A 14607-nucleotide genomic window follows, 5' to 3' on the forward strand; every position below is an offset into this window, starting at 1 on the left:
TTTCTTGGTATCGATATTGAGAGGAATGTCGTGGCGACCGGTCAAAAATTAAATGGTTACAAGCTTCCAACGAAACCCGAGGAGCGTGGGGGAAAGCTTGCCCAAGGTTTCATTACCCCTAGGCAGGACAAGATGCCGCAGGTTCATAGCGTTCCCCCCAAGCGGGTCGTGCCCATTATATTCATTCCTGGGATCATGGGATCAAATTTGAGAATGAGCTCAGATCGGCAGGCTAGGCTTGGAAAGAAAAACAATATCGCATGGCGTCCCGATAATATATTAGAGACGATTCCCATGGCGGACGATAGCGCGGCGGAACGGCAAATGCGATTTGATCCTAATAACACTGAGCTCGATACATATGATCCAAATGGCAATTCCCCCGGAAATATTTATGAAGCAGCGGATTTGCGTAACCAATCTGCACATTTCTCAAGCCAATACGGCGGAAGCTGGAGGCGTTTGGACGGCCCGCTCCTTCAAAGTGATAGGCCAGGGTCGCCAAATGCGAAGACCAGAGATAGAAAAGCACGCGAGCGTGGATGGGGCGAGGTATTCTTTGGTAGTTATGAAACAATTCTTAGCGCGTGTGAAGTACGGTTGAATGGAGCTTTCTCGGAAAAATTTAAAGATCCCTACTTGATGAGTTCGATTGTCAATGTCAGTCCATCTCAATGGGAGGCAAACCCGACACCGCCCTTGGATAAAATCGACGAAGTGTCATTGCGTGCTGCTGTCAAAGGGTGCTGGTTTCCTGTTCACGCAATGGGATATAACTGGTTAAAGGGAAACAAAAAATCTGGAATCGCTACTGCTAATAGGATCAAGGCACTGATCAAAAATTATCAGCAGCAAGGGTATGAGTGTGAAAAAGTGATCTTAATTACGCATTCAATGGGAGGGTTAGTTGCCCGCGCAGTGGTTCATCCGGATATGGGGAATATTCGCGATCACGTTCTTGGTGTTATACATGGAGTAATGCCGGCAATCGGGGCCGGAACGGCCTATAAGCGCATGCGGTGTGGATTTGAAGGGGACGATACTGCAGCGAAGATCCTTGGTAATCTTGGTTCTCACGTTACGCCCGTTCTTGGCAATTCTCAGGGCGGCTTGGAGTTGCTTCCAACTCAAGCATATGGGAACGGATGGCTTCAGTTTGTACACGAAGGGAAGATAGTTAAGGCCCTTCCTCAGAATGGTGATCCATACGAAGAAATATATAAGATGAGCAACAAGTGGTATGGTTTGCTCAGGAAGGAGTGGCTTAATCCTGCAAATCTGCCTGGGGTTAGTTTAAAGTCTTCGTTTGAACTCCTTGATCGTGCAAAAGCCTTTCACAATCAAATTGAAGAATTCTACCACGATCAAAGCTATGCTCATTATGGTGCTGATCCTAAGGGGCTAGCATGGCACAAAGTCACATGGAAAATCGATGGAGGTTTTTTTGTTGATGACTTGGAGTCGATGAGTATTGCTAATGATGATGGGAGAGGAGGGTTGAGGCTTGAGGTGCTAGATGATGCACCAAAGAAAACAGCAAAGACAAGAGAATTAAGATCTACTTTGCTTCCACCGATTGATCCTGGCGACCAAACTGTTCCTATGTATTCGGCGGATGCTCAGTTGAGATGCGGTAAGTTTAAGGGAGTATTCAGGCAAACGGGGTATGAGCATCAAGCCAGTTACAGTGATGAGGCAGTGATAGCAGCGACGATTTACTGTTTATATAAGATTATCTTAACTATGAAATGGCCGAAGTGATGAAAGTTTTTAAAGTGCGTCATTTTTTTCTCATCATCTTTGTAGCTCTTTGTTTTTTTCACGGTCTTGGCGGATGTCGCCGCACAGTAAATCAAGATTCTGGAGGAAATGTGATCAGTTTATCGCCGCAATTGCAGGGAATATTCGATAAAACCAAAGTGGTTTGCTTCGGCCGATTTTTGATGAGTGTGCCTGAAGAGACAATAATCGTATATGGGCCAGCGCAAGTTGAGTCTACTATTATGTATCAGGAGGGAGCAGCTAAGAAGGTAGCCGAGCTTATCTCGTCAAAGATAATGGAGGTTGAAAAGGAAAGGCAGTTTCTTGATAAATCCGACTTGAAAAATCTTCCTTTGTTTGGCAAGGTTATCGAAGGAGGCAGGCCAGAGCAAAAAATTGTTGTAGGATCGAAAGATCAGATTGGATACGAACTATTTTCGTTGGTGCCTATCCAAGAAGATCTATTCATACAAACGCTTGATGGAGGGCTACCAGAATATAATTTTATTGAGAGGATCAATAACGTTGCAAAATCGATACGACTTAGAAAAAATGAAGAAATACCAAGTGAGTCAGGAATGTGCATTGATGGTGGTTTTGTTTCAGGTACGTACGAATACGAGCAAGCAACAGTTGGTATCAGGTTTAACCAGTTCCCAGATGTGCATCTGTCTATAGATGCACATAAAAACCTGGAGTTCGTGAATGAGGATGCGAATCCAAAAACATTGCACGAGCGTGCGCGAAAGAAGGCTGAGGCAATGGGGCTAAGCGCGGTGTTCTCTAAGGGGAAAATCTTACGCGAGCAAGTTCGACAGATCGGACATTGGACTGGCCAAGAGATGGCATTCCGAACGCCTGCATATAAGCACGCGGAATCTGTTCATGAGTTCCGATTTTATAGTGTCGGATTGGCTAATGATCCGTTTCATCCTCAGTTGGATATTAGGCTCGATTCTGGCGTCAAGGACGATGTAAAGGGCGCGATCCGTCCAAGCATTACCGATGACGAGGCGCTGGCCCTGTGGGATAAGGTTATCAAGACAATCAGGCTGCGCGAGCCGGGTGATGCAACGCCGGCCAAGATCGACAAAGTCTCGCTAGGAACTCAGGTTCGTGCTGGGAAAACCTGTCCGCAAGCTGGCTGGTGGGAGGCTACCGATAAACATCTCGTCAGTGACGACCGTCGACAGTTCTTGCAAGCAGGTGATGCTATGCCCTATACCTTTACTTCGAGAGGGGCAGGAGTCTGGACCAAAATTTTCGGTGGCAGCCGGGTACAGACCGCCACCGCATGGACACTCGTTGCGTATGAGGATAAGCCTGCGCAAGCTGCCTTGGACACCTCAATAACTGATTTATATGAGAACACCGATGGTGCGAGGGAGAAGCATGCCTAACGTCATTCGGCTCGCTGATCCCAGCAGTCACGGAGGTAAAGTCACTCAAGTCGCAGCTACACAGTTCACTGTGAGCGGAATCGCTGTTGCCTGTGTTGGCGACAAGTGTAGTTGTCCTGTACATGGGGAGGGGGAAATCGTCGAGGGAGACTCCCGACATACCATTAACGGCGTTCCTGTTGCCTATGATGGACATCGGACCAGTTGCGGTGCTCTCCTGATGTCCACAGTAGGAAATTTCATAATTAGCTGATTCGCCGAGACCAGTTTGATTTAGATGTGAGCAAACTTCGACTCTGCCCCATTCAGAAAAGCAAAAAAAACCGGGCCATAAGGCCCGGTTCTAGTTCTCGCATCTACTTGGTCTGCGCTTAGCGCGCCGCCACCGGCGCCCCACCTTCCGCCGGCGCCGCAGGCTCCGTCCACCCGCCACCGAGCACGCGATACAACACCACCTGATTCTGCAACCTCAGCAGATTCGCCTGCACCGACAACTGCTGCGACTGGAACAGCGAACGCTGTGCATCGAGCAGGTCGAGCTGGCTGGCCGCGCCGCTGCGGTAGCGCAGGTCGGACAGGTTGAAGCGGTCGGCTTCGGCCTCGGTCACCGCGGATTGCGCGCGCAGCTGTTCGCTGAAGGTCGCCTGGCCGGCCAGCGCGTCCGCCACTTCGCGGAACGCGGTCTGGATCGATTGCTCGTACTGCGCCACCGCGATGTCGCGCTGGGCCCGGGCGCTGCCCAGGGTGGCGCTGTTGCGGCCATAGTCGAAGATCGGCAGGATCGCCTGCGGTGCGAAGGTCCAGCCCCAGGTGCCGCTATCGAACAGGCCCGACAGTTCGGTGCTGGCGCTGCCGGCCGAGCCGGTCAGCGTGATGCGCGGGAAGAAGTTCGCGCGCGCCGCGCCGATGTTGGCGTTGGCCGCGATCAGCTGCTGCTCGGCCGAACGGATGTCCGGACGGTTGGCCAGCAGGTCCGACGGCAGGCCGGCCGGGATGTCCGGCAGTTCGGTCTTGGCCAGGGTGGCGCCGGCGCTGACGTCGGCCGGCAGCGGGCCGCCGACCAGCAACGTCAGCAGATTGATGTCCTGGGCCCGCAGGCGCTGCTGCTGGGCCAGGGTGGCGCGCGCCGTCTCGACCAGCGAACGCGATTGCTGCAGTTCCAGGCGCGAAGCCACGCCGTTCTCGAAGCGCAGCTGGAACAGCTTGTCCGATTCCAGGCGGGTGTTGAGCGTGTCTTGCGTGATGCGCAGCAGCTCTTCGTCGGCCAGCAGTTGCAGCCAGGCGCTGGCGACCGACGAGATCAGGCTGATCTGCGTGGCCTTGCGCGCCTCTTCGGTGGCCAGGTATTGCGCCAGCGCCGAGTCGGACAGGTTGCGCACGCGGCCGAACAGGTCCAGCTCGAAGGACGACACCTGCAGGCCGGCCTGGTAGGTGCTGTTGATCGGTTCGTCTTCGCCCACGGTGGCGCGGTTGCCGCTCACGCCCAGGCCCACGGTCGGCAGGCGGTCGGCGCGGGTGATGCGGTATTGCGAGCGCGCCTGCTCGATATTGGCGATCGCCACGCGCAGGTCACGGTTGTTCACCAGGGCGGCGTCGATCAGCGAGCGCAGGCGCGCATCGGCAAAGAACGACTGCCAGGCGACCGTGCTTGGCGCCGCGGCCAGCACCGGGCTGGTCGACTCGCTGGCTGCCTTCGGGGTTTCCGGGAAGGCGGCAGCCACCGGAGCAGCCGGACGTTCATAGTCCGGCGCCAGCGAGATGCAGCCCGCCAGCGTCATCGCCAGCGCCAGCGGCGTCACGAGTTTGATGTGCTTGATCATGGTTTGCTTCCTTCTTCTACGTGCTTCTGGTGTTGAGTCGCGTACATCTTACTCTGGCGGTCGCTGCCCTTGAAGAGCGTGCGGATCACCACGAAGAAGACCGGCACGAAGATCACGCCCAGCACGGTCGCGGCAATCATGCCGCCCATCACGCCGGTACCGATGGCGCGCTGCGATGCCGAGCCGGCGCCGCCCGCGATCACCAGCGGCAGCACGCCGAGGATGAAGGCCAGCGAGGTCATGATGATCGGACGGAAGCGCAGGTGGGCCGCTTCCAGCGCCGCTTCGTACGGCGACTTGCCCTCGGCCTGCAGGTCCTTGGCGAATTCGACGATCAGAATCGCATTCTTCGCCGCCAGGCCGATGATGGTGATCAGGCCCACCTTGAAGTAGACGTCGTTCGGCAAGCCGCGCATATTGGCCGCGATCAGCGAGCCGAGCACGCCCAGCGGCACCACCAGCATCACCGAGACCGGGATCGACCAGCTTTCATACAGCGCGGCCAGGGCCAGGAACACCGCCAGCAGCGAGAAGGCGATCAGGATGCCCGCGGTCGAGCCGGACAGGATCTCTTCGCGCGACTGGCCGGTCCATTCGAAGGTAAAGCCGGCCGGCAGCTGGCCCGCCAGGCGCGCCATCTCGTCCAGCGCGTCGCCGCTCGAGTAGCCCGGCGCAGGTTCGCCGGTGAGCTTCATCGCCGGATAGCCGTTGTAGCGGTTGGTCTGCATCGGGCCGGTGGTCCATTCGGTGCTAGCGAACGAAGACAGCGGCACCGGTTCGCCCTGGGCATTCAGGGCATTGATGCGCAGCAGGTCGTCCGGCTGCATGCGCTGTGGCGCATCGGCCTGCACGATCACGCGCTGCAGGCGGCCGGCGTTCGGGAAGTCGTTCACATACGACGAGCCCAGCGAGGTCGACAGTGCCGCATTGATCGCGCCGAAAGTCACGCCCAGGGCTTGCGCCTTGTCGCGGTCGATGTTCAGCTTGAGCTGCGGCGCGTCTTCCAGCCCTTCCGGACGCATGCCGGTCAGGATCTTGCTCTGCGACGCCATGCCCAGCATCTGGTTGCGCGCTGCCAGCAGGGCCGCGTGGCCGTTGCCGCCACGATCCTGCAGGCGGAACGAGAAGCCGGTGCCGGTGCCCAGTTCGGGGATCGGCGGCGGGCTCACCACGAAGATGAAGGAGTCGCGCACCGCACCCATGTGGCCGGTAATGCGGCCGGCGAACGATTGCGCGTCCTGGCCGTCGCCCTTGCGGTCGTCCCATGGCTTCATCGGGATGAACGCCAGGCCCATGTTCTGGCCTTGGCCCGAGAACGAGAAGCCGGTCACGGCCACGATGTTGGCGGTCTCGGGCTGCTTCATCACGAACTCTTCCAGCGAACGCAGCACGGTGCCGGTACGCTCGGCAGTGGCGCCCGGCGGCAGCTGGATGTTGGCGATCACGTAACCCTGGTCTTCGTTCGGCAGGAAGGCGTTTGGCATGCGGGTAAACATCAGGGCGACCACGGCCACCAGTACCGCGAACACGACCATCCAGCGTCCGGCGCGCTTGAGGATGGCGCCGACGAAGCCCTCATATTTCTTGGCGCCAGTGGTGAACTTGCGGTTGAACCAGCCGAAGAAACCCTTCTTTTCGTGGTTGTGGCCGGCTTCGATGGGCTTGAGCAGGTGGGCGCACAGCGCCGGGGTCAGGGTCAGCGCCAGGAAGGCGGAGAAGCCGATCGAGGTCACCATCACCACCGAGAACTGGCGGTAGATGTTGCCGACCGCGCCGGCGAAGAAGGCCAGCGGCACGAACACGGCGATCAGCACCACGGTCACGCCGATGATGGCGCCCGAGATCTGGCCCATCGCCTTGCGGGTGGCTTCCAGCGGCGGCAAGCCTTCCTCGCTCATGATGCGCTCGACGTTCTCCACCACGATGATGGCATCGTCGACCACGATACCGATCACCAGCACCATGCCGAACATGGTCAGCACGTTGATCGAGAAGCCCAGCGCCAGCAGGCAGGCGAACGAGCCCAGCAGTGCAATCGGCACCACGATGGTCGGGATCAGGGTGTAGCGGATGTTCTGCAGGAACAGGTACATCACCAGGAACACCAGCACAATCGCTTCGATCAGGGTGTGCACCACTTGTTCGATCGAGATATCGATGAAGGTGGTCGAGTCGTAAGGAATCGAGTACTTCATGCCTTTCGGGAAGAACTTCTGCAGTTCTGCCATGCGCTCCTTGATCAGCTCGGCGGTCTGCAGGGCGTTGCCCGACGGCGCCAGCTGCACGCCGATGCCGGCCGACGGATTGCCGTTCAGGCGCGCCGTGGTGGCATAGGCCTGGCCGCCGAGTTCGATGCGCGCTACGTCCTTCAAGCGCACGGTCGAGCCGTCCGGATTCGCGCGCAGCACGATGTTGCCGAACTGTTCGACGTTCGACAGCTGGCCGGTGACGACCACGGTGGCGCTGATCTGCTGGCCCTTGGCGACCGGCAGGTCGCCGATGGTGCCCGAGGCAACCTGTGCGTTCTGCTGCGAGATCGCGGCGGTGACGTCGGCCGGCGACAGGTTCAGGCCGACCAGCTTGGTCGGGTCGATCCAGATGCGCATGGCCTTCTCGGTGCCGAACAGCTGGGCCTGGCCAACGCCGGTGATGCGCTGGATTTCCGGCAGCACGTTGCGCGAGGCGTAGTCGCCCAGCTCGATACTGGTGATATTCGGGTCATCCGACGACAGGATCGTAAACAGCAGGAAGTTCGAGCGCGCCTGGTCGACGCGCACGCCTTGCTGCGTGACCGCCGGCGGCAGGCGCGGGGTAGCGCGTGACAGGCGGTTCTGGACGTCGACTTGCGCCAGGTTCGGGTCGGTGCCGGTCTCGAACGAGACGGTGATCGAGCCAGTCCCGTTGGCCTGGCTGGTCGATTCCATGTAAATCATGCCCTGGGCGCCGTTCATCTCGCGTTCGATGATCGAGATGACGGAGTCTTCAAGCGTCTGCGCCGATGCGCCGGGATAGGCGACGTTGATGACGATCGAGGGTGGCGCGACGGTCGGGTATTGCGCGATCGGCAGCTGCTTGATGGCAACGCCACCGAGCACCATGATGAATAGCGCGATCACCCATGCAAAAATCGGGCGGTCAATAAAAAAACGTGCCATTGGAAAGTCCTATTCCTTGTTCTTATCGGCTGCTGTCGGCCGGTGTGGTCGCGCCCGCCTGGGCCGGCGCCGGGGCCTGCTGGGCGCCTGCCGGCGTCCACTGCACTGGCTTGACCGCGGTGCCCGGTGGCATCATCTGCAGCTTCTGGAAGCCGTCGACCATCACTTTTTCGCCTTCCTTCAGGCCGCTGGTGACGACCCAGCTCGCGTCCTGCTGCGAAGCGATCTTGACCTGGCGCGGAACCGGCTTGTTGTCGGCGCCGATGACGGTCACGGTGTCGCCGTTCTGGCCGCCGCGGGTGACTGCCTGCTGGGGAATCAGGATGCCGTTCGGCAGCGTGGCCTGCGCCACGCGCACGCGCACGTACTGGCCTGGCAGCAGGGCATTGTTCTTGTTGTCCACGGTGGCGCGCAGCGTGATCTGACCGGTGCCCTGGTCGACCGTCACGTCCGAGAACAGCAGGCGGCCGCGGGTCGGCAGCTCGGTGCCGTCTTCCAGCAGCACGGTCACCGGCACGTTGTCGGCGCCACCGCCTTGCTTCTTCAGGCGCTGCAGCTCGGTCGCCGACTGGGTAATATTCAGGTACATGCTGTCGGTCTGCTGGATCAGCGCCAGCTCGGTCGACTGGGTCGCCGACACCAGCGCGCCTTCGGTCACCAGTGCACGGCCGATACGGCCCGAGATGGGAGCGTTTACATTGGTGTAACCAACATTGATCTGCGCAACTTTCAACTGGGCCTGGGCGGCAGCGACTTCGGCTTCACCCTGCTTTTGGGCGGCGACGGCGTTGTCGAATTCCTGTTTACTGACAGCGTTGGCCTCAACCAGCGGCTTGTAGCGCTCGGCAATGGCGCGTGACGCGACCAGGTTGGCTTGGGCGCGCGCGACGTCGGCGCGGGCTGCGGCGAGCTGGGCCTGGTAAGGCGCCGGATCGATGGTGAACAGCGATTGACCCTGCTTGACGATGCTGCCCTCCGTGAAAGAGCGCTTGAGCACCACGCCGTCGACGCGGGCACGGACCTGGGCGGTGCGGATCGGTTCCACGCGCGCCGGCAATTCGCTCTGCAGCGCGACGGTCTGGAAGGCAGCGGTGACGACGCCGACTTCGGGCGCCGGCATCTGCTGGCCGGCGGGGGCGCCGGCCTTGGCCGATTCGTCTTTTTTGCCGCAGGCGGACAGCAGGACCACCGCAGCCATGGTGGCGGCCGCGACCCGGGTGAGGGACATGGATGAGGAGTTGGCAGAGCGCATTACGTGTGCATCCTTCTAGTTAGTAATTCGCGCCAATGTCACACCCCGGTCAACAACATATGCACGGGATGAGAGATCAACGCTGGCTTTTGCAAATAATTTTATATACTATCACGACTGTATGTAAAATGTTTTTAAGCACCTATTAATTCGAGGGTTACTCAAAAGAAATGGTTCGCAGGACGAAGGAAGAAGCAGCGGCGACCCGCGACAGCATTCTTGATGCAGCAGAAATCTTGTTCGCTAAGCAGGGTGTTTCACGAACGACATTACAGCATATCGCGACGGCGGCGGGTGTAACACGCGGCGCGATTTATTGGCATTTCGTCGACAAGGGTGCGCTGTTCAGCGCGATGATGGACCGCGCCACGATGCCGATGGACACCGCCATCCAGCAGCTGGGCGAGCGCCAGGTGGCCGACCCGCTGCAGCGCTTGCGCGACGAGCTGATGGCGGTGCTGCACATCGTGGTCAACGACGAGAAGGCGCGCCGGGTGTTCGAGATCGCCACCCTCAAGACCGAGTTCACCGAAGACGTGGACTCGGCCCGCGTGCGCAAGCGCGAAGCGGTGGCCGAGTGGCGCGCGCGCATGGAAGCGAACCTGGCCGAGGCGCGCGGCAAGGGCCAGCTGCCGGCCGGCGTCGACCCGCATAACGCCGCGACCTGCATGTGGGTCATCATCGATGGCTTGCTGCGCAACTGGCTGTTCGACCTGGAATCGTTCGACCTGATGGCGCTGGGAGGGGAGGTGATCGACACCTTCCTGGCGGGGTTGAAGGTGCGGTGAAGGTCATCGACCGTCTCCCGGCGCTCGCTGCGCAGGCGGCGCATTTTTCTTCGTTAGCATAAAAACGTCGTCCCCGCGAAGGCGGGGACGACGTGTATGGGCGGTGCGTTTGTGACGATTAACGCATGCCTTCGATCATCTGCTTGAGCTTGATCGAATCGGCGACGAAGGCGCGGATGCCTTCGGCCAGCTTCTCGGTGCCCATTGCGTCTTCGTTCAGCATGAAGCGGAAGGTCTTTTCGTCGATCGCGATCTTCTCGATGGCGGCGCTGTCGTCCTTGACCAGTTTGCGCTCCACCGGCGCGTCGCTGTCGGCCAGCTTCTGCAGCAGGTCCGGCGAGATGGTCAAGAGGTCGCAACCGGCCAGTTCCAGGATCTGCGAGGTATTGCGGAAGCTCGCGCCCATCACTTCGGTGTCGTAGCCGAACTTGCGGTAGTACTGGTAGATGCCCTTGACCGACTGCACGCCCGGATCGTCGGCGCCCTGGTAGTCGGTGCCGGTCGATTTCTTGTACCAGTCGTAGATGCGGCCGACGAACGGCGAGATCAGCTTGACGCCGGCTTCGGCGCAGGCCACGGCCTGGCACAGCGAGAACAGCAGGGTCAGGTTGCAGTGGATGCCGTCTTTCTCCAGGATCTCGGCGGCGCGGATGCCTTCCCAGGTCGAGGCGATCTTGATCAGCACGCGCTCGCGCGACACGCCGTTCTTTTCATACAGGGCGATCAGCTCACGGCCCTTGGCGACCGTGGCTTCGGTGTCGAACGACAGCGCGGCATCGATCTCGGTCGAGACGCGGCCCGGCACATACTTCAGGATCTCGACGCCGAAGGCGATCAGCAGGCTGTCGACGATCGCTTCGACCGAGGCTCCAGGCGCATCGGCGATCGCTTTTTCCAGCAGTGGACGGTATTCCGGCTTTTGCACCGCCTTCAGGATCAGCGACGGGTTGGTGGTCGCATCCTGCGGGGCATAGGCCTTGATCGACTGAAAGTCGCCGGTGTCGGCGACCACGGTGGTGTACTGCTTGAGCTGTTCGAGTTGGTTCATGTGGGTCTCTGGATGGTATGGCGCAATTAGAAATCGGTGGCGGCAATGAACGCCGCGAGCATGGCTTCGAGGCCAGCGCGGTCTTCCTCCGAAAAACGGTCCGGCTTCGGGCTGTCGATATCGAACACGCCAATCAGCTTGTCATCCTTGATCACCGGAATGACGATTTCTGAGGCCGACGCCGAATCGCAGGCGATGTGGCCCGGGAAGGCATGCACGTCCGGCACCACGATGGTCTTGCGCTCGACGGCCGTCGTGCCGCAGACGCCGCGGCCGAATGGGATGCGGGCGCAGGCCGGCTTGCCCTGGAACGGCCCGACCAGCAAGTCCTGGCCTTCGCTTTTTTTCGAGGGAACCGTGAAGTAGAAACCGGCCCAGTTCAGGTCGGACAGGGTGTCGTAAACCAGTGCCGAAAACTGGGATGCATTGGCGGTCAGGTCGCGTTCGCCCTCGAGGACGCTGGTCACTTGACGCACCAGCAGGTCATAGTCGGGACGGTCGCTGCGTTCGGGATTGATATGCATGGCAGGCGAAAATGCTGGTCGAAAACCGCTATTTTACAGCCACCGCAGCCGCAGGCGCTCCGGCGTCAGGCGGCGTCATCGAAATGACCAGCCTGAACCGCTCGCGCAGCCTCGGCTTGCCGTCGGGGAGCTTGCCAGGACGATAATGCACGTCGGTCTGCAGACGCTCGCCGTTCACCCGCAGGCGTAGCACGGTCGCGTCGGCGCGCGCGTCGAGCGGCATCGCAACCTCGGTCTGGAACAGGTGTTTGCCGCTCGGGTCCAGCAGGTCGAGCAGCAGGCGCGCGCCGTCGCCCGACGCCACCAGGATGAAGTTGCCGGTGCAGGCAAAGCTGTCGACGTCGCCCCGCGGCCGGAACGACCACGCGCCGGCATCGAACTGGTGGGGCGACGCCGCCGTGTCGATCCGGTAGGAAGGCGGACAGCCATCGCCGCCCTGGACGGGAGGGTCGATGCGGCCGGCCCGAAGCGGCGAGTGCGTCACGGGCGCTGCGCCATACGGTTGCTCGTCGAGCCGGCCGCCGGCCGGGGCCGCCGTCCCCAGCACCTTGCGCACGAACGCCGTTGCATCTTCGCCAGCCCGGCCGCGTAGATACTTCCGGCCGAGCAGTTCGTCACTATCGCGGTCGCGGATGGACAGGCTGGTGATGCGATCGGGCCCGTCGTCGGACCGATCCGCGTGTTCCTCGACCACGTAGCGCGAGCGGACGTCGCCGCGGGGATGCACGACGAAGCTGCCAGGGCCGGAACGGCGATAGACCTTGTCGAGATGTAGCACGAACGGATAGTTGGCCGACAACAGGTCGTCCAGGCCGAGCAGGGGCTGGAATGGGCCCGCGCCGGGCTGGTCGAAGCCGATGCGGCGCAATTCGACGCCCTCGACATCGCTCACGCCGCGCATCACGATCGGCGCAGGCAGCCGCAGCTCGGACTTGGCCATGCACATCGTCAGGGCGACGGCCGCAACAAGGGTCGACAGGAGTAGCTTGTAAAACGTCGGCATTTAACTATTCAGGACCGATCGGCAGTCGTCAGTAACCGCCCATTCTAGACCAAATGCGTTTCTTGCCGTCAGCGCAGGCTTTTGAGATGGGCCAGCGCCCGCTCCAGCACCGGGTCCCCGCCCTTGCGGATCGACTGCACGGTCGGCCCGGCTTCGATGTCCGGCTTCAGGCCGCGGCCGACGAATGTTCCGCCGTCGGGCAGCAGGTCGCGTTTGATGCAGATGCGTCCCCAGCCGCCGCCCGGCAGGCGGATGTTCATCGGCTGGCCGGTGCTGCCGCCGGTCGTGGCGCCGATCGTGGCGCCACGCTTCAGGGCATTGAAGGCAAGGACGAAATCCTCGGCGGCCGAGAAGGTCGCGGCGCCCGTCAGCACCGCCACCGGTCCTTCGTAGACATCGCCATCGCTGCTGTGCGCAGGCGCGGAACGCGCCACCGGTTCCCAGGCCACCAGCCGCGCCTGGTGGCCGGCCACGATGCTGGTGCCGCGCATGAAGCTCATGGCGCGCGGGATAGCCTGCCGGGTCAGGTGTTCGAGTATGCGCTCGCCATGGGCAGTCGAGCCGCCGCCGTTCCTGCGCACGTCGATGACCAGGCCCTTGGCGCGCATGATCTGCGGCAGGGCCTTCGTGAATGCCTTGACGCCCTCGTCGCTGTCGAAGTGGTCGAGCGAGAGATAGGCGACGTCGCCCGCGAGCATGCGGAATCCGAATTTTTCATACTTGCTCAAGTCTTGCGGGCCGCGCGCAACGCTTTCTTCGCGCAGGCGTCCGGCACTGTCACGCAGGGTCAGGCGCACCGGCTCGGCCGCGTCGCCCGACAGCAGCTGGTAGGAATAAGTGCGCAGCGCGTGATCCTGCGGCGTCGAGCTGCTGACGAACGGCGCCACCTTCTCTTCGGCATGGCGCTTGACCGGCACGCCGTCGACGGCGACCAGCTCGTCGCCGACCTTCAGCCGTCCCGCCAGCGCCGTGCTGTTTACGGCGATCACCAGCACGGTGTCGCCCACCAGCTCGGTCACGATCGGCGGGCGCGCGTCAAAGCGCTCTTGCAGTTCTTGCGGCGCGAAGATATTGGTGTGGCCGTCGCGCAGCAGCGGCGCCAGCTGCATCAGGACGCGGTAGTAATCAAAGGTGGTCTCCGCCGCCATGACCCTGGGCAGGAACTCGAGATAGGTCTTGTTCCAGTCGAGCTGCGGAGCGTTGTCGAAGTGGACGAAATACTCCCTGGCGTCGGACCAAAACTGCGTCAGGCCTGCGATGCGCTCTTCGACGCTCAAGCGTTCACGGTAGGGCGAATCGGCGCCGAAGTCCTTCAGCATGCGCGACGGCGTCGAGGTGGTCTGCAGGATCGCCTGGAAGCGCGGTTCGCCGCGCAGCGGCGCGAACGCCCCGTCGCCGAGGATCATGGCGCCGGCCTCGCCCAGCCAGGCGTAGCGCTGCATGGTTTCCAGCGCGTCCAGCGCCTTGCCGGTATTGCCGAGCCGGACGTGGATGGCGGCCAGGTCGCGCTGCACGTCGACGCCGCGGAAGTACAGGGGGCGGGAGCCCGTGCCCAGCTCGCGCGGCAGTGGCGTATCGAGCCAGGCGGCGAGCTGATCGAGGCGCTGGGCCGCTTGCTCGAGGCTGGGCCGATCCGGATTTTCCTTGAGACTGGCGCGCACTTCATTGCGCACCGTCTGCGCGTAGTCGTAGCTGGCCTGGGCTGGCGATGTGGCCTCGGCCAGCGTATTCACGTGGCGCTCGTCGGCGCCGGCCGGCAGGGCCAGGATGGCGGAAAGAAGAAGGGCAATGGTCGAACGCGGCATCGAGATCCTCGGCAGGGCGCCCGGAAATCGGGCCCGCCGAGTGTACAAGAA

11 protein-coding genes are annotated in these 14607 nt (G+C 61.0%); 4 read left to right on the plus strand and 7 right to left on the minus strand.

The window, feature by feature from the left end; genetic code table 11:
* Positions 1-30: 30 nt before the first annotated feature.
* The 3 genes from SOM28_RS10645 to SOM28_RS10655 are packed head-to-tail and all read left to right on the plus strand — an operon-like array spanning position 31 to position 3414.
* Positions 31-1761, plus strand: a complete 1731-nt coding sequence (locus SOM28_RS10645; RefSeq protein WP_320468084.1) for an esterase/lipase family protein — start codon at positions 31-33, stop codon at positions 1759-1761.
* Positions 1749-3161, plus strand: coding sequence for a T6SS immunity protein Tli4 family protein (locus SOM28_RS10650; protein WP_320468085.1), 1413 nt, complete (start codon positions 1749-1751; stop codon positions 3159-3161). The genes SOM28_RS10645 and SOM28_RS10650 overlap by 13 nt, the downstream gene beginning before the upstream one ends.
* Positions 3154-3414, plus strand: coding sequence for a PAAR domain-containing protein (locus SOM28_RS10655; RefSeq protein WP_320468086.1), 261 nt, complete (start codon positions 3154-3156; stop codon positions 3412-3414). The genes SOM28_RS10650 and SOM28_RS10655 overlap by 8 nt, the downstream gene beginning before the upstream one ends.
* Positions 3415-3532: 118 nt before the next feature.
* On the opposite strand, the gene SOM28_RS10660 is transcribed toward SOM28_RS10655, so the two are convergent.
* From SOM28_RS10660 to SOM28_RS10670, 3 genes are read right to left on the minus strand one after another with little or no spacing between them, the layout of a single operon-like run.
* Positions 3533-4981 carry an efflux transporter outer membrane subunit gene (locus SOM28_RS10660; RefSeq protein WP_147934429.1) on the minus strand — a complete coding sequence of 483 codons (1449 nt, stop codon included), beginning with the start codon at positions 4979-4981 and terminating at the stop codon, positions 3533-3535.
* Positions 4978-8136: an efflux RND transporter permease subunit gene (locus SOM28_RS10665; protein ID WP_123067734.1), complete on the minus strand. Its 3159-nt coding sequence runs from the start codon at positions 8134-8136 to the stop codon at positions 4978-4980. Before SOM28_RS10665 ends, SOM28_RS10660 begins: the two co-directional genes overlap by 4 nt.
* Before the next feature lie 22 nt (positions 8137-8158).
* Positions 8159-9364 (minus strand): efflux RND transporter periplasmic adaptor subunit, encoded by a 1206-nt coding sequence (locus SOM28_RS10670; RefSeq protein ID WP_229414808.1) that lies wholly within the window; start codon positions 9362-9364, stop codon positions 8159-8161.
* Positions 9365-9558: 194 nt separating this feature from the next.
* On the opposite strand from SOM28_RS10670, the gene SOM28_RS10675 reads away from it, so the two are divergent.
* Positions 9559-10176 carry a TetR family transcriptional regulator gene (locus tag SOM28_RS10675; protein WP_123067736.1) on the plus strand — a complete coding sequence of 206 codons (618 nt, stop codon included), beginning with the start codon at positions 9559-9561 and terminating at the stop codon, positions 10174-10176.
* Between the two features lie 118 nt (positions 10177-10294).
* Here the strand turns inward: SOM28_RS10675 and tal are convergent, their stop codons facing one another.
* The 4 genes from tal to SOM28_RS10695 form a co-directional block, all read right to left on the minus strand.
* Positions 10295-11224: a transaldolase gene (gene tal, locus SOM28_RS10680; RefSeq protein WP_123067737.1), complete on the minus strand. Its 930-nt coding sequence runs from the start codon at positions 11222-11224 to the stop codon at positions 10295-10297.
* Positions 11225-11250: 26 nt separating this feature from the next.
* Positions 11251-11748, minus strand: coding sequence for a GAF domain-containing protein (locus tag SOM28_RS10685; protein ID WP_123067738.1), 498 nt, complete (start codon positions 11746-11748; stop codon positions 11251-11253).
* A gap of 28 nt (positions 11749-11776) precedes the next feature.
* The gene (locus tag SOM28_RS10690) at positions 11777-12751 is read right to left on the minus strand and encodes a hypothetical protein (protein WP_123067739.1); all 975 of its coding nucleotides are present in this window, start codon (positions 12749-12751) and stop codon (positions 11777-11779) included.
* Positions 12752-12819: 68 nt separating this feature from the next.
* Positions 12820-14556 carry a S41 family peptidase gene (locus SOM28_RS10695; protein ID WP_123067740.1) on the minus strand — a complete coding sequence of 579 codons (1737 nt, stop codon included), beginning with the start codon at positions 14554-14556 and terminating at the stop codon, positions 12820-12822.
* Positions 14557-14607: the final 51 nt, after the last annotated feature.

Source organism: Massilia sp. CFBP9026, assembly GCF_034045165.1.
GTDB lineage: Bacteria > Pseudomonadota > Gammaproteobacteria > Burkholderiales > Burkholderiaceae_D > Telluria > Telluria arenae.